Origin of the sequence: Aeromonas sp. 604176, from assembly GCF_049170755.1 — a bacterium.
Taxonomy (GTDB): domain Bacteria; phylum Pseudomonadota; class Gammaproteobacteria; order Enterobacterales; family Aeromonadaceae; genus Aeromonas; species Aeromonas veronii_A.
Genome location: NZ_JAAKNE010000015.1, coordinates 1 through 14,243 on the forward strand (window position 1 = coordinate 1; position 14,243 = coordinate 14,243).

General features: G+C 62.0%; 16 protein-coding genes. 12 read left to right on the plus strand and 4 right to left on the minus strand.

Going from position 1 to position 14,243, the window contains the following annotated elements:
- The 9 genes from G5358_RS04380 to G5358_RS04420 all read left to right on the plus strand — a co-directional run.
- Positions 1-318, plus strand: a 318-nt coding sequence (locus tag G5358_RS04380) for a NapC/NirT family cytochrome c (RefSeq protein ID WP_421323688.1), incomplete at its 5' end; no start/stop codon positions are given.
- 242 nt (positions 319-560) lie between these two features.
- A complete protein-coding gene (moaB, locus tag G5358_RS04385; protein ID WP_120415734.1) occupies positions 561-1,067 on the plus strand; it encodes a molybdenum cofactor biosynthesis protein B in 507 nt (168 codons plus the stop codon).
- Between the two features lie 9 nt (positions 1,068-1,076).
- On the plus strand, positions 1,077-1,601 hold the full coding sequence (moaC, locus tag G5358_RS04390; RefSeq protein ID WP_144715204.1) for a cyclic pyranopterin monophosphate synthase MoaC: 525 nt from the start codon (positions 1,077-1,079) through the stop codon (positions 1,599-1,601).
- A complete protein-coding gene (gene moaD / locus G5358_RS04395; protein WP_005353453.1) occupies positions 1,598-1,843 on the plus strand; it encodes a molybdopterin synthase sulfur carrier subunit in 246 nt (81 codons plus the stop codon). The genes moaC and moaD overlap by 4 nt, the downstream gene beginning before the upstream one ends.
- A 2-nt stretch (positions 1,844-1,845) precedes the next feature.
- Entirely contained in the window at positions 1,846-2,319 is a 474-nt protein-coding gene (gene moaE, locus G5358_RS04400; protein WP_139407100.1) for a molybdopterin synthase catalytic subunit MoaE, read from the plus strand.
- Positions 2,320-2,406: 87 nt separating this feature from the next.
- Positions 2,407-3,135, plus strand: a complete 729-nt coding sequence (gene modA, locus G5358_RS04405; protein ID WP_216951733.1) for a molybdate ABC transporter substrate-binding protein — start codon at positions 2,407-2,409, stop codon at positions 3,133-3,135.
- A gap of 111 nt (positions 3,136-3,246) precedes the next feature.
- Positions 3,247-3,927, plus strand: coding sequence for a molybdate ABC transporter permease subunit (modB, locus tag G5358_RS04410; RefSeq protein WP_005344133.1), 681 nt, complete (start codon positions 3,247-3,249; stop codon positions 3,925-3,927).
- On the plus strand, positions 3,924-5,024 hold the full coding sequence (modC, locus tag G5358_RS04415; protein WP_421244095.1) for a molybdenum ABC transporter ATP-binding protein: 1,101 nt from the start codon (positions 3,924-3,926) through the stop codon (positions 5,022-5,024). Before modB ends, modC begins: the two co-directional genes overlap by 4 nt.
- A gap of 91 nt (positions 5,025-5,115) precedes the next feature.
- Positions 5,116-5,892: an alpha/beta fold hydrolase gene (locus G5358_RS04420; protein ID WP_421323689.1), complete on the plus strand. Its 777-nt coding sequence runs from the start codon at positions 5,116-5,118 to the stop codon at positions 5,890-5,892.
- 70 nt (positions 5,893-5,962) lie between these two features.
- On the opposite strand, the gene moeB is transcribed toward G5358_RS04420, so the two are convergent.
- A complete protein-coding gene (moeB, locus tag G5358_RS04425; RefSeq protein ID WP_337072682.1) occupies positions 5,963-6,718 on the minus strand; it encodes a molybdopterin-synthase adenylyltransferase MoeB in 756 nt (251 codons plus the stop codon).
- The gene (moeA, locus tag G5358_RS04430) at positions 6,715-7,941 is read right to left on the minus strand and encodes a molybdopterin molybdotransferase MoeA (RefSeq protein ID WP_322112721.1); all 1,227 of its coding nucleotides are present in this window, start codon (positions 7,939-7,941) and stop codon (positions 6,715-6,717) included. The genes moeB and moeA overlap by 4 nt, the downstream gene beginning before the upstream one ends.
- Positions 7,942-8,250: 309 nt before the next feature.
- Between moeA and folE the strand changes: the two genes are divergently transcribed.
- Together folE and G5358_RS04440 are read left to right on the plus strand one after the other, a co-directional pair.
- The gene (gene folE / locus G5358_RS04435; RefSeq protein WP_005334419.1) at positions 8,251-8,907 is read left to right on the plus strand and encodes a GTP cyclohydrolase I FolE; all 657 of its coding nucleotides are present in this window, start codon (positions 8,251-8,253) and stop codon (positions 8,905-8,907) included.
- Positions 8,908-9,318: 411 nt separating this feature from the next.
- The gene (locus tag G5358_RS04440) at positions 9,319-10,974 is read left to right on the plus strand and encodes a methyl-accepting chemotaxis protein (RefSeq protein WP_236319253.1); all 1,656 of its coding nucleotides are present in this window, start codon (positions 9,319-9,321) and stop codon (positions 10,972-10,974) included.
- Positions 10,975-11,045: 71 nt separating this feature from the next.
- On the opposite strand, the gene G5358_RS04445 is transcribed toward G5358_RS04440, so the two are convergent.
- Positions 11,046-12,776 (minus strand): formate--tetrahydrofolate ligase, encoded by a 1,731-nt coding sequence (locus G5358_RS04445; RefSeq protein WP_421323690.1) that lies wholly within the window; start codon positions 12,774-12,776, stop codon positions 11,046-11,048.
- A gap of 67 nt (positions 12,777-12,843) precedes the next feature.
- Between G5358_RS04445 and G5358_RS04450 the strand changes: the two genes are divergently transcribed.
- Positions 12,844-13,272 carry a hypothetical protein gene (locus G5358_RS04450; protein WP_106842653.1) on the plus strand — a complete coding sequence of 143 codons (429 nt, stop codon included), beginning with the start codon at positions 12,844-12,846 and terminating at the stop codon, positions 13,270-13,272.
- A gap of 42 nt (positions 13,273-13,314) precedes the next feature.
- On the opposite strand, the gene G5358_RS04455 is transcribed toward G5358_RS04450, so the two are convergent.
- Positions 13,315-14,217 carry a LysR family transcriptional regulator gene (locus G5358_RS04455; protein ID WP_421205844.1) on the minus strand — a complete coding sequence of 301 codons (903 nt, stop codon included), beginning with the start codon at positions 14,215-14,217 and terminating at the stop codon, positions 13,315-13,317.
- Positions 14,218-14,243: the final 26 nt, after the last annotated feature.

Genomic DNA, 14,243 nt, shown 5'->3' on the forward strand with positions numbered 1-14,243 from the left:
TGGACCTACAAGATCATCCGCAAGGTGCAGGCTTCCAAGGAGCTGTGGGGCATGATCACCGGCAAGGTGGATACCCGTGAGAAGTTCGAGTCGCACCGGCGCGAGATGGCGGAGCGGGAGTGGCAACGAATGAAAGAGACCGATTCGCGCGAGTGCCGCAACTGCCACAACTTCGAGTACATGGACTTCTCCCTGCAGGGGCAGCGTGCCGCCAAGATGCACTCTACCAATCTGGCCAGTGGTGAAAGTACCTGCATCGACTGTCACAAGGGGATAGCTCACCAGCTGCCCGACATGACCGGGGTGAAAGGGTTCTGATCCTACGACGACAGGCCGGGTTTGCCCGGCCTGCGTTTTGTTCATATATGGGACAAGCATCAGATTTGTGTGTCTTTTAAATCCCATATCTCGTGAAACCTTTGATAGAATCAGCCCGCCGTCACACGCTTGAGCAAGTTGGTCACCCCTGTCTGCGTCCGTTTTTGCGCCCTGACAGCTGGCCTCTCATACCCCTTCTCTTCCTGCCTCGTTGACGGCCCATAGCCACAAGGAGCTGCCCGATGGGACAGAAACACAACGCATTTATTCCCCTCAAGATCGCCGTGTTGACGGTCTCCGACAGCCGCACCGCCGCCGATGACAGCTCGGGCGACTATCTGGTCTCGGCCCTTACCGACGCGGGCCATCAGCTGGCCGATCGGGCGCTCTGCCCGGACAACCTGTTTCGCATCCGCGCGCGGGTGAGCGAGTGGATCGCCGATGAGGGGGTGCAGGTGGTGCTGATTAACGGCGGTACCGGCTTCAATGAACAGAACCGGGTACCGGAAGCGGTCGGTGTGCTGTTCGAGCGCACCGTACAGGGTTTTGGCGAGATGTTCCGTCAACTCTCTTTTGCCGAGATTAAAGGCTCCGCCATGCAGAGCCGTGCACTGGCGGGACTCGCCAATCGCACCCTGATCTGCTGTCTGCCGGGCTCCACCGGCGCCTGTCGGCTGGGTTGGGAGCAACTGATCCGCGATCAGCTCGATGCCCGCACCAAGCCGTGCAACTTTGTCTCCCACCTCTGAGAGCAAACGATGAACCAGACCGATCCCAAGCAGACCCAGCCCAACCTGACGCATCTGAACCAGAGCGGCGAAGCCCATATGGTGGATGTGACCGACAAGCAGGTGACCGAGCGTGAAGCCCGTGCCGAAGCGTTTGTTGCCATGGCCCCCGAGACCCTGGCGCTGATCCTGAGCGGCCAGCACCACAAGGGGGACGTGTTCGCCACCGCCCGCATCGCCGGTATCATGGCCGCCAAGAAGACCTCCGATCTCATCCCCCTCTGCCATCCGCTGGCCCTGACCCGAGTTGAGGTGGAGATAGTGCCGCTGCCCGAGCAGCAAAAGGTGCATATCCGCACCCTCTGCAAACTCTCCGGCAAGACTGGTGTCGAGATGGAGGCACTGACCGCAGCGTCGGTAGCGGCGCTGACCATCTACGACATGTGCAAGGCGGTACAAAAGGACATGGTGATCGAACAGGTGCGGCTGGTAGAGAAAAAGGGCGGCAAGTCCGGCCATTTTCAGCTGGGGTCAAATAGCGGGGAGCAAGCATGATCAAGGTACTGTTTTTTGCGCAAGTAAGAGAGCTGGTGGCCTGCGATGAGCTGAGCCTGCCGTGCGACTACGCCACCGCCGAACAACTGCGCGCGGCGCTCTGTGAGCGTGGCGACAAGTGGGCGCTGGCGCTGGAAGCAGGCAAGCTCTTGGTCGCGGTCAATCAGACCTTGGTGCCCCTCGATACCCCCATCAATGATGGCGATGAGGTGGCCTTCTTCCCGCCGGTGACCGGAGGTTAAGGATGAGCGAGGCAACCATGACCGATCGCATTATGGTCCAGCGGGAGGATTTCTCGCTGGCGGACGAATATGCCCGTCTCGCCACCCGCCCCGACAGTGGCGCCATCGTCACCTTCGTTGGCAAGGTTCGCGACTTCAATCAGGGGGAGGAGGTGAAGGGGTTGGCCCTCGAGCACTACCCCGGCATGACCGAGAAGGCGCTGGCCGATATCGTGCAGGAGGCCCGTCGCCGCTGGCCGCTGCAGGAGTGTACCCTCATTCATCGTATCGGCGAGTTGTGGCTTGGCGATCAGATCGTGCTGGTGGCGGTGAGCAGTGCCCACCGCGACGCCGCCTTTGACGCCTGTCACTTCATCATGGATTTCTTGAAAACCCGGGCGCCGTTCTGGAAAAAAGAGCTGACCGCCGAGGGTGTGCAACGCTGGGTCGAGGCCAAGGAGAGCGACAACGCCGCCGCTGCCCGCTGGCAAGCCTGACCTGTTCATCACGAGGGGCGCAGGTTCAACGGGAACCACGGCCCCGCCAAGGGGCGCGGATGTGCGGGCCCCATCAGGAGAAAGGGAATGAAACCGTTGTTATCTGTTGTCATCGCCGGTGTCTGCGCCGCCACCTTGCATACCGGTGTCGTGCAGGCCGATGAAGTGAAAGTGGCCGTGGCCGCCAACTTCAAGGGAACCATCGAGCGTATCGGTAAGGCGTTCACCGCCAAGACCGGCCACACCCTGGCCATCTCGTCTGCCGCCACCGGGGTGCTCTACACCCAGATCAGTCACGGCGCACCGTTCGATCTCTTCCTCTCCGCCGATGCGGCGACCCCCGAGAAGCTGGAAAAAGAGGGCAAGGGGAGCGATCGCTTCACCTACGCCATCGGCCAGCTGGGGGTGTGGAAGAAGGGGGGGCCAGCCCCTGACGAGGCGACCCTGCGCAATTGGAAGGGCAACCTCGCCATCGCCAATGCCCGCACAGCTCCCTATGGTGCTGCCGCCATGGCGACCCTCACCCATCTCAAAATCGATCCCAAGCAGTACCGGCTGCTGACCGGCGCCAACATCGGCCAGACCTGGCAATTTGTCGACACCGGCAATGCCGAACTGGGCTTTGTCGCCTGGGCCAATCTGGTGGAAGCGGACAAGACCGGTGAAGCCTGGGCCGTACCGGCTGACTTCTATCCCCCCATCGAACAGCAGGGGCTGGTATTGAAGAAAGGGAGTGCGGTCGAGGCACTGGTCGCCTGGCTCAAGGGGCCGGGTCAGGCGCAGATCAAGGCAGCTGGTTATGCCCTGCCCCAATAAGGGGATGGGCCTGATGTGATACCCTGAGTGGTCGGCCTTCGGGTCGGCCACTCTTTGCAATAAGGATAGATACCATGCTGTTGGGGGCATTTATCAATCGGGAGGTCGGCAATGAGTGAAGGGGATCTGCTGGCGGTCTGGCTCACCCTGAAGCTTGCGGCCTGCACCACAGCGATTTTGCTGTTGCTGGCACCGCCGCTGGCCTGGTGGCTGTCGCGCAGTCAGAACCGCCTGCGGCCGCTGGTGGAGGCGCTGGTGGCGCTGCCGCTGGTGCTGCCCCCCACTGTGCTGGGTTTTTATCTGCTGCTCGCCTTCTCCCCCGAATATGGCTTCGGCGCCTGGTGGCGCGACACTTTTGGTGCCCCCCTTGCCTTCAGCTTTCCCGGCCTGCTGTTTGCCTCCATCCTCTATTCGCTGCCGTTTGTGGTGCAGCCGCTCACCTCCGCCTTCGTCAACATGGGCAACAAGGAATTGGAGGCCGCCGCTACCCTGGGGCTAGGCCCGCTGGAACGCTTCTTCCACATCATCTTGCCGATGACCCTGCCCAGCTTCGTGATGGCGGCGGCCCTCGGCTTTGCCCACACCCTGGGGGAGTTTGGCGTAGTGCTGATGATTGGCGGCAATATCCCGGGTGAGACCCAGGTACTCTCCATCGCCCTGTTTGATCATGTGGAGGCGATGGATTACCGACAAGCCCACTATCTGGCGGGCGGTTTGATGGCCTTCTCGCTGGTGATGCTGGTGCTGGTCTATGGTGTGCTGCAGCGTAGACAGCGGAGAGTGTTTGGATGAACCAGCCCGCCACTATGCCGCCAGTGAACGAGCCGCACCGCCATGCCCTGAACCTCTATGTTCGGCGCGAGTTTGGCTCCTTTACCCTCGATTGCGCACTGACCCTCGAGCTGGGGGGGATCCTCGGCCTGTTCGGCCCCTCCGGCTGCGGCAAGAGCACACTGCTGCGCATCATCGTCGGACTCGATCGCCGAAGTGGGGATCGCTTGCGGTGGCGCGATCGGGAGTATGCTCAACTTCTGCCCGAAGCGCGCCGGATCGGATTGGTGTTTCAGGACTCGCGCCTCTTCCCCCATCTGACGGTGCTCGGCAATCTGCAACTGGCGGCCCGCAAGGGGCGAGGGCGCTGGCAGCCCGAAGCGCTGGCGGCGCGACTCGGTTTTGCCGATCTGCTGGGGCAGCCTGCCCATGCGCTTTCTGGCGGTCAACGCCAGCGGGTATCGCTGGGGCGGGCGCTGCTGGCCGAGCCTGATCTGCTGCTGCTCGATGAGCCTTTCTCGGCGCTCGATCGGCGCAGCCGCATCCATCAGGCCCATGTGCTCAAGGGGTTGCAGCAGGAGAGCGGCATCCCGATGATCTTCGTCAGCCACGCTATGGAGGAGGTGAGTTTGCTCTGCGATCAGCTGGTGCTGCTGGAAGGTGGCAGGGTAGAGGCGCAAGGCAGGCCGAGGGAGATTTTCGCCCGCACCGATCTCTCGCTCGCCAGTCGCGACGATGCCGGGGTGATGCTGGCGGCGACCCTCTCTCACTACGATGAAGAGGAGCAGATGGCGACCCTGCAGCTTGGTGAGCAGCAACTGCGGGTCACCATGACCCATGTGCCGGACGAGAGCGGCCCCTTGCAGATCAAGGTGGCCGGGCGCGATGTGGTGATCGCCACCGCCCCCATCGAGCACTCCAGCCTTTCCAACTGTCTCGTCACCCGTCTGCTGGCGGTGCGCGAGGTGCGCCCCGGCCAGACCCTGTTGCAGTTGGCGCTGGGTGAGCAGATACTGCTGGCCCGGATCACCAGCCGCTCCGCCAGGCGGCTGGCGCTGGTGCCGGAGCAGCAGATCTACGCTTACATCAAGGCGGTGAGTCTGGTCAGCGAAGGCTGATGGGGCGCCGTGCTGATAACGTGGCAGGATGGCCACGGGCAACATAACAACAAGAGATGGTTCAGGTGATGAGTCGAGAGGCAATACACTGATGCGCCGCAATCAGGTGATGAAATTCAACGGTCTTGCCCTGCGCAGTGCGGGGGAGGGCCCCTTGCTGTTGCTGCTGCATGGGCTGGGCTCCTCCAGCCTCGACTGGCAGGCGCAGATCGAACGGTTTTCCGAGCACTACCGGGTGGTGGCGCTGGACTTGCGCGGCCACGGCCAGAGCATGCAGGAGGGGCCGTTCGATGTGGCGACCCTGGCAGCCGATGTGGTGAACTGGCTCGATGCACAGCCAGAACCCGCCTGGGTGGTGGGATTGTCGCTGGGGGCCATGGTCGCGCTGGAGCTGGCGCTGCAACTGCCCCACAAGGTGCAGGGGCTGGTGCTGGTCAACGGTTTTAGTGAGTTTCTGCTGGAGACCCCCAAAGAGCAGGAGCGTTACGCCCAGCGCCTCAAGTGGCTGCGCTGGTTTGGCATGCGGCCGCTCGCCTGGTGGCTGGGGCGCGAGCTTTTTCCCGGCCCGGAGCTGGCTCAGGTGCGCCACACCTTCCGGCTGCGTTTCGTGCGCAATAAAAAGAAAACCTACAAGGCGCTGCTGGAGGCGTTACCCGGCTGGTCGGTGCGCGCCCGGCTCGGCTCAATCTGGCAGCCGGTGGCCATCATCTCCACCAGTCACGACTACCTGCCGCTGGCCAAACGGGTAGAGCAGTTTGCCGCCTTGCCCAACGCCACCATCCACACCCCCAACGGCCACCACGCTTGGCCCGCTGAAGACCCCTCGGGCTTTAACCACCTGTTGCAACGGATCCTCACGACCCATTAAAGAAGGGGTTGTTAGGTGCAGATACCAAAAAGCCGAACCACAGGGTTCGGCTTTTTTGATCCCGTTTGCGTCAAGGATGGGAGCAGACCGGGCAGTCGGGGCGCTTGGGCAGCTTCATCTCGCGGAAAGTGCCGCTCAGGCCGTCGATCATCAGCAGGCGGCCGCTGTAGCTCTTGCCCATGCTGGCCAGTAGCTTGATGGCTTCCAGTGCCTGCAGGCTACCCACCAATCCCACCACGGGGGCGAGTACGCCCGCCTCGACGCAGGTGAGGGCCTGCTCGCCAAACAGGGCGCTGAGGCAGGCGTAGCAGGGCTCATCTTCCTGCCAGGTGAAGCTGCAGAGCTGGCCCTCCAGCCGGATGGCGGCGCCACTGACCAGCGGCACCCTGTGCTGGCGTGCTTTTTGATTCAGCAGGTTGCGAATGGTCAGGTTGTCGGTGCAATCGAGCACCAGCTGATGCCGTGGCAGTAGGGTATCGAGCAGTGCCTCATCGGCCACGGCAGCGTGGGTCTCGATGTTGAGCCAGGGATTGAGGGCACGAAGCGACTGCGCTGCTGAGTCCACCTTGTAGTGACCGATGCGCTCATCGTTGTGCAGCACCTGACGCTGCAGGTTGGAGAGCTCCACCTTGTCGAAATCGACCAGGGTGAGCTGGCCAACCCCGGCCACCGCCAGATACTGGCTGGCGGCGCAGCCAAGGCCACCGGCGCCGATCACTAACACCCTGGCTTGCTTGAGCGCCTCCTGCCCCTCGAAATCGAAGGATTTGAGGATGATCTGGCGGTTGTAACGCAGCAGTTCGGCGTCGCTCAGGATCTCGCTCACAGCAGCAATCCCCCGAATGGCTCCACGGTCACCGTTTCGCCCGCGGCGACGCGGCCCCGTTCCCGTTCAAGAACGATGTAGCAGTTGGCTCGCGACAGGGAGCTGAACACGGCGGAGTCTTGCGAGCCGGTGCTGCGCACCTCGAGGCCGTTTGGCCCCTGACTCAGGATGCCGCGCTGGAAGTCGAGTCGGCCCGGGCTCTTTTTGAGTGGCTCGGCCGCAATGGCTTGCAGCTGGAGCGGGCGCTCGAAGTGCTGACCTGCCAGCTTGGCCAGCGCCGGTTGCACCAGCTGATCGAAGGTGACCATGGCGGAGACGGGGTTGCCCGGCAGGCCGAAGAACCAGGCGCGGGGCAGACGGCCAAAGGCAAACGGCTTGCCCGGCTTGATGGCCAGCTTCCAGAAGCCAATCTCGCCGAGCTCGTCCAGCAGTTGTTTGGTGAAGTCCGCTTCCCCCACCGAGACGCCGCCGGTAGTGATGAGCACATCGGCCTCTTCATCGGCGCGGATAAAGGCGGCGCGCAGTTGGGCGGGCTCATCCGGGATGATGCCAAGGTCGAGGCAGTCGCAGCCCATGCGCGCCAGCATGGCCCGCACGCCGTAGCGGTTGGAGTCATAGATATCGCCGTGGGCGAGCGGGGTACCAACCGGCTTGAGCTCGTCGCCGGTGCTGAAGATAGCTACTTTCAGCGGTCGGCGCACCGTGACGGTAGCCACGCCGAGGGAGGCCAGCAGTGGCATTTCGCGCGGGGTGAGGCGAGTACCGGCTGGCAGCACGCAGGCGCCTTTGCCGATATCGCTGCCGGCGCGGCGGATATTCTGGCCCGGTTCGGGTTGTGCCAGAAAAGTGATCCGATCGCCGTCGGCCTGCGTTTCTTCCTGCATCACCACCGCATCGGTGCCTGCGGGTACCGGGGCGCCGGTCATGATCCGCACGCAGTGGCCGGCGGGCCATTCGCCCTGATAGGGCTGACCGGCAAAGGCTTTGCCCGCCATGATGAGCGGGATGCCAGCGGCGAGATCGGCCAACCGCACGGCGTAACCGTCCATGGCGGAGTTGTCGAAGGGGGGCACGGCGAGGGGAGAGGCGATGTCGCTGGCAAGAACCCGGCCAAGGGCCTCTGGCAGGGGCTGCTGCTCGCTGTCGCAGCAGCAGGCGAGTTGTTCCAGCATCCCTTGCAGGGCATCGCTTAAGGGGAGTAGTCCGCTGGTATCAAATCCCATCGTCATGACCTCTTTCTATGATTGAAGGCGGGATTATCACAAAAATCCCCGGGGATGGGCAGGTTATCTCAAGGGAATCTCGGGGTAATCGGCGCTGAAACGGGGTGAGATGGCCATAAAGTATGAGGTGACGCACAAGTTGACTTGAATCTTGGCGGCAATGGCCGTTTACTATGCCGCCATAACAGATGGCCGTTACATCTCGTGTGGCGACCATTACAGCGATACCGTCGGCCCTGTACGCCGCCATAACATAAGGGGTTGCTCCTTGAGCGGCCCTCACAGTCCCTGAGCGTGGGAGAGAAGATAATGACAACCTTAAGTCCGGAAGCCTTGCTGGTCAGGGCTGCCCTCGAAGCCCAGGGACTGGAAACCCCCCTGGTCACCAACGAGCTGAACAGCCAGCAGAAGCGGGAGAAGATCGAAGGCCATATGCGCTCCATCATGGAGACACTGGGGCTGGATCTGACCGATGACAGTCTGGCCGAAACGCCGCATCGCATCGCCAAGATGTACGTCAACGAGATCTTCTCAGGCCTCGACTATTCCACCTTCCCCAAGGTGACGGTGATCGAGAACAAGATGCAGGTGGACGAGATGATCATGGTGCGGGATATCAGCCTCACCAGCACCTGCGAACACCACTTCGTCACCATCGACGGCATGGCCCATGTGGCCTATATCCCTCGGGGCAAGGTGATTGGCCTGTCGAAGATCAACCGCATCGTGCAGTTTTTCGCTCGCCGTCCCCAGGTGCAGGAGCGGCTCACCCAGCAGATCCTGCTGGCGCTGCAGACCCTGCTCGGTACCAAGGACGTGGCCATCAGCATCAAGGCGACCCACTACTGCGTCAAGGCGCGCGGCGTGATGGACTCCACTTCCTATACCACCACCACCTCCCTCGGCGGTGTGTTCAAGACCCAGCCCGATACCCGGGCCGAATTTCTCGGTGGCCTGCGTGGATAAGATGGCGGTTGTTTTGTAACCGCCACGCTGAATAAACGAGACGCCAGCAGCTATTGCTGGCGTTTTTCATTGGTTCCGGATGAGAGTGGCGGCCTGCAACGGCTTGACCCGCGCGGCTTGCCTTATGCAAACGTTATGCATTTTTTCGATTTATTCATCTGAGCGGTATATTTAATCGAGTACGATAAATCCCTCGTTTTCACCTTACAAAAAGTAACCGGACAGACTCTTTCCGAACCGTCACAATCCGGTTACTCTAGCGCCCCCTCACGGCTCTCGCTGCCGCTCATGGAATTCAGAGATATTCATCAAGGTTAGATGGTGCGCCACTGAACAGGTGGCCAGATAGTTCATGTCAGGAGGGCGTGAACCGGACGAGTGCTACGAATTTAACGACCACCAGGATATCCCATGAATACCAGTACCATGACCATAGGTAAAAAACTCACCGCCGGCTTTGCCGTGCTCGGTTTGATGGTCGCCTTTATCGGCGGTTTTTCCCTTGTCCAGTTTGGCAACATGAATGATGTTGCCATCCGGTTTACCGACAGCATCCTGCCTGCGGTCAATCGCACAAGTGCGATCGGGGATTCTCTCGGTGAGTTGCGTCGTTATGAGCTGGGTTATTTCGTGGTGGCTGCCGAGCCGCTGAAAAGGGCTGAATATCGGAGTATTGCCAGTCAACAGCTTAACTCGATCGCGCAGCAGCTGATTGCCCATGACAAGACGATCTGGCCTGAGGATGTGGCGGAGCGCCGTACCTTCGATACGGTGAAATCTGACTGGGATCGTTACGTCGCCCTGCACCAGCGAGTCAAACAGCTGCAAGACAGCGATCAGCTTGCCGAAGCCCAACGCATCTTCCTTGAGGAGGGGGTTCCCCTTTACACCGCGCTGAGCAAGTCAGTGGCCTCCCTTATCCAGATTAACCATGGTTATGCGTCTGAATCCCGCAGCGATATTGTCGACTCTTATCAATCCGCCAATCTGAGTGTCACCATCGCGCTGGTGATCGGTTTGATCCTTGTGGTGGTGCTCTCCGTGGTACTGACCCGCCAGATCCGCGACCCGCTGATCATGCTGGCCCGTCAGGCCCAGCGTATTGCCAATGGCGATCTGGGTCAGGGCGAACTGCAGCAGTGGATCCGTGACAGCCGCTTCAACCGCGATGAACTGGGTCAGCTGGGTTCTGCCATCAACCGGATGCAGGGCTCCCTCTCCGAGCTGGTGAGCGAGATCGCCGGCTCCGTGAGCCAACTCAGCAGCGCAGTGGAGGAGGTGAGCGCCATCTCCAGCCAGTCAGCCAGCGGCATGGCCATCCAGCAGAACGAAGTCTCCCAGGTGGCGACCGCCATGAACGAGATGCAGTCCACCGTCAATGAAGTGGCCCGCAACACCACGGATGCCATGAGCGCCGCCAAGGATGCCTCCCGCACCTCCGCTGCCGGCAGCGAAGTGGTACGCAGCTCCATTGCCAGCATCGAAGAGGTGTCGGTCAAGATTGAACAGGCGGGCACAGTGGTGCAGCAGCTGGAGGCCGACAGCGCCAACATCAGCGTGGTGCTGGATGTGATCCGCGATATCGCCGGTCAGACCAACCTGCTGGCCCTTAACGCAGCCATCGAAGCGGCCCGTGCCGGTGAGCAGGGTCGTGGTTTTGCGGTCGTTGCGGATGAAGTGCGTTCATTGGCCCAGCGTACCCAGGACTCCACCGCCGAGATCAGCAAGATGATCGAGCTCTTGCAGAGCCGCGCCGCCGAGGCGGGCAACGCCATGCAGCTGAGTCGTCACCAGATGCAGGAGAGCGTCGGTCTGGCGCGGGATGCCGGTACCAGTATCGAGACCATCAATGGTGCCGTGGTGCGCATCACCGACATGAACACCCTGATCGCCACCGCCACCGAAGAGCAGAACGCGGTGACCGAAGAGCTCAACCGCAGCATCGTCAACATTCACAATGCCGCTGACGAGAATGCCCAGGGCGCTCATCAGATCGCCCAGGCTTGCGTCGAGCTGAGCAAGCTGGCCAACACCCTGCACCATATGACCCAGCGCTTCACCCTCTAAGGGTTGATGCATGGATAACAGAAGGCCCCGCAATTGGCGGGGCCTTGTTGTTTCTGGCGTTGTGGAAGGGCTCAGCTCAGGCCGACTATCTCGCCGTTCTCATCGATATCGATATGGCGATAGGCAGGCAGACTGCCCAGCCCCGGCATGGTCATGATGGGGCCCGCCAGCGCATAGACGAACCCGGCACCGGCGCAGAGCTTCACCTCGTCGATAGGCACCTCGAAATCGGTCGGCACCCCTTTGAGGGCTAGGTCGTGGCTGATGGAGAGCGGCGTCTTGGCCACGCAGATAGGCAAGTGATCCCATCCTTCGGCGGAGAGCTGTGCCAGCTGCTGGCGCGCTTTGTCGGAGAGCTGCACTCCGCGGCCACCGTAGCCGCACTCCACCAGGGTCACCAGTTTGCCGTCTAGGCTCATCTCATCGGGGTAGAGCAGTTTCACCTTGCTGGGTTGCTCGCAGGCGGCGACCACGGCGCGGGCCAGCTCGCTGGCACCGGCGCCACCCTGGGTGAAGGCGTTGGAGATGGCCGCGCCACAGGCACCGGCTTGCTGCGCTTCATGGGCCAGCAGCGCCAGCTCGGCCTCGCTGTCGGTGGGGAAGCGGTTGATGGCGACCACCACCGGCCCCCCGTAGCGCCGGGCGTTCCGGATATGCCAGGCGAGGTTGGCGCAGCCCTGCTTGAGGGTTGGCAGATCTTCCCCTTGCAGGCTGGCTGGCAGCGGCTGGCCCGGGCGGATATCGAGCAGGCCGCTGTTGGCCTTGAGGCCGCGCACCGTGGCCACCAGCACCACGCAGGCGGGGGTAATACCTGATTGGCGGCTCTTGATGTTGAAGAACTTCTCCAGCCCCATGTCGGAGCCAAAACCTGCCTCGGTCACCACATAGTCGGTCAGGCCAAGGGCGATACGATCGGCGATCACCGAGGAGTTGCCGTGGGCGATGTTGGCAAAGGGGCCGGCGTGCACCAGCACCGGCGTCTGCTCGGTGGTCTGCATCAGGGTCGGTTGCAGCGCATCTTTGAGCAGCACCGTCATGGCGCCCGCTACTTCCAGCTGTTCGGCAGTGATGGGCTTGCCGTGAATATCGCGGGCCAGCTGGATGCGGCCGATGCGCTGGCGCAGGTCTTTCAGATCGCTCGCCAGCGCCAGAATGGCCATCAGCTCGGAGGCGGCGGTGATTACGAAGCGATCGCTGCGCTCCACACCATCGGCAGCGCCCCCCTGTCCAATCGTGAGGTGGCGCAGTGCGCGGTCATTCATGTCGAGGGTGCGTGGCCAGAGGATGTTGTCAGCATCGATATCGAGCCGCGGGAGGCCGGTTTTGGCGGTGAACTCGGCACCCAGTTTCTGTTCGTGGAACAGGCGGGCATCGAGGGCTGCTGCCGCCAGATTGTGGGCCGCCGTCAGGGCGTGAAAATCGCCAGTGAGGTGGAGGTTCATCTCCTCCATCGGCACCACCTGGGCGTGGCCGCCACCGGCAGCGCCCCCCTTGACCCCGAATACCGGCCCGAGGCTCGGCTGGCGGATAGTGGCGATGCTGGGCTGGCCGATATGGTTGAGCCCCATGGAGAGGCCAAGGGTAGTCACCGTTTTCCCTTCACCGAGCGGGGTCGGGGTGATGGCGCTCACTAGTACCAGCTTGCCGCTCTGCTTGGGCTGAGACTTGAGCAGGTCGAGGCTGAGCTTGCCTTTGTAGTGGCCATGAGGGCTGAGCAGGTGCTGGGGGATGGCGAGGCGTTCGGCCAGCGCGTGGATTGAGAGACGGGGGGACTGGCGGGAGATCTCGATATCGCTTAGCATCAGCACCTCGTTGGCATATCGGGGTAAAATATGCGGCGCAGTCTAGTGGAATATAACGGGTAATCCAATGACGAAAACGATTTTATTTGGTGAAGGTGAGGTTCGTCAGAATCCTGTTCGGCTGGATCTCAACGCACTCTATCATCCCCCCAAGCAGCCGATGACGGCGCTGGGGATTGTCAGCGCGCTGGTGCCGTTGTTCGGTTTCGGCTGGCAGGCGATGACCCAGGACCCCGAAACCCAGCTGCGCCACGAGATCCGCAAACGGGTCAACAAGCACAAGACCGACGAGGCAAACCTCATTTTGATCCTGCAGCTGGCCGCCATGTTTGACTGCCCCGAGATTGAAGTGGCGCTCCCCTATGCCCTCAGTGAGCCGCAGTTGTCGGTGATCCGCACCCGTCTGCCACGCTGGCAGTTAAGCCTCGAGCAGGAGCGTCTGCTAGCCAAGCTCACCCCTGTTGCCGCATCCACCACCGCACCCGACCAGCGTTAGGTTTCAAGCTGGACCAGCAGGCCGTACCCTCTGCTCTGGCCATCAGGTCGTCGCATCCCACTGTTGCGGGGCGAGATAGCGCTCCTGCACGAACTCGATAAAGCAGCGCACCTTGGCCGAGACGAAGCGGCGGTGCGGATAGACCGCATAAAGTCCCACCTCTCCCTTGTCCCACTCCGGCAGCAGGCTGACCAGCTGTCCTGACCGCAGGGCCTCCCCCACGATAAAGGTGGGCTGCAATATGATGCCCTGATCATCACAAGCGGCGCGGGTCAGCGCCACCCCGTTGTTGGCCCGCAGCGGCCCCTGTGGCCGGATGCTCTGCTGCTCGTTTCCCCGTTTGAAGTGCCACTCCGGCTGGGTCAGGGTGTAGATCAGACAGTCGTGCTGCTTGAGATCCTCGGGTTTTTCCGGTCTGCCCTTGCGCGCTAGATAGGCGGGGCTGGCGCAAAGCTCGACCCGAATGGTGGCAAGCTGGCGCGCCACCAGCGAGGAGTCGCTGAGGTGGCCGATCCGCAGCGCCAGATCGAATCCCTCTTCCACCAGCGCTACCCGCCGGTCACTGTACTCGATATCGAGCTTGAGATCGGGAAAGCGCTGGCGAAACAGCGGCAGGGCGGGGGAGAGGTGCAGATAGCCAAAATCCATCGGCACCGAGAGCTTGAGGGTGCCGTTCGGCTGCTGGTTGTGGTGAGTCAGCTGGCTGTGGGTCTCTTCCAACTCCGCCAGCAGGGCGAGGGAGCGCTGGTAGTAGAACTGGCCCGCTTCGGTGGGATTGACCTGACGGGTGGTGCGCGACAGCAGCCGGGTGGCGAGGGACTCCTCCAGCTGCTGCATTAGCTTGGAGGCCATGGCGACCGAGATGCCGAGCTGGTTGGCGGCCTTGGTAAAGCTCTGGCACTCCACCACCTTGATAAAGGTACGCATGGCGGCGATCTGGTCCATTTTCCATCCTCAGTAAATAATGAATT

Bases quoted from the DNA above. Each gene is read 5' to 3' on its own strand.
- moaB (WP_120415734.1), top strand. From the start codon at position 561: ATGGGACAGAAACACAACGCATTTATTCCCCTCAAGATCGCCGTGTTG.
- moaC (WP_144715204.1), top strand. From the start codon at position 1,077: ATGAACCAGACCGATCCCAAGCAGACCCAGCCCAACCTGACGCATCTG.
- moaD (WP_005353453.1), top strand. From the start codon at position 1,598: ATGATCAAGGTACTGTTTTTTGCGCAAGTAAGAGAGCTGGTGGCCTGC.
- moaE (WP_139407100.1), top strand. From the start codon at position 1,846: ATGAGCGAGGCAACCATGACCGATCGCATTATGGTCCAGCGGGAGGAT.
- modA (WP_216951733.1), top strand. From the start codon at position 2,407: ATGAAACCGTTGTTATCTGTTGTCATCGCCGGTGTCTGCGCCGCCACC.
- modB (WP_005344133.1), top strand. From the start codon at position 3,247: ATGAGTGAAGGGGATCTGCTGGCGGTCTGGCTCACCCTGAAGCTTGCG.
- modC (WP_421244095.1), top strand. From the start codon at position 3,924: ATGAACCAGCCCGCCACTATGCCGCCAGTGAACGAGCCGCACCGCCAT.
- G5358_RS04420 (WP_421323689.1), top strand. From the start codon at position 5,116: ATGCGCCGCAATCAGGTGATGAAATTCAACGGTCTTGCCCTGCGCAGT.
- moeA (WP_322112721.1), bottom strand. From the start codon at position 7,941: ATGGGATTTGATACCAGCGGACTACTCCCCTTAAGCGATGCCCTGCAA.
- folE (WP_005334419.1), top strand. From the start codon at position 8,251: ATGACAACCTTAAGTCCGGAAGCCTTGCTGGTCAGGGCTGCCCTCGAA.
- G5358_RS04440 (WP_236319253.1), top strand. From the start codon at position 9,319: ATGAATACCAGTACCATGACCATAGGTAAAAAACTCACCGCCGGCTTT.
- G5358_RS04445 (WP_421323690.1), bottom strand. From the start codon at position 12,776: ATGCTAAGCGATATCGAGATCTCCCGCCAGTCCCCCCGTCTCTCAATC.
- G5358_RS04450 (WP_106842653.1), top strand. From the start codon at position 12,844: ATGACGAAAACGATTTTATTTGGTGAAGGTGAGGTTCGTCAGAATCCT.
- G5358_RS04455 (WP_421205844.1), bottom strand. From the start codon at position 14,217: ATGGACCAGATCGCCGCCATGCGTACCTTTATCAAGGTGGTGGAGTGC.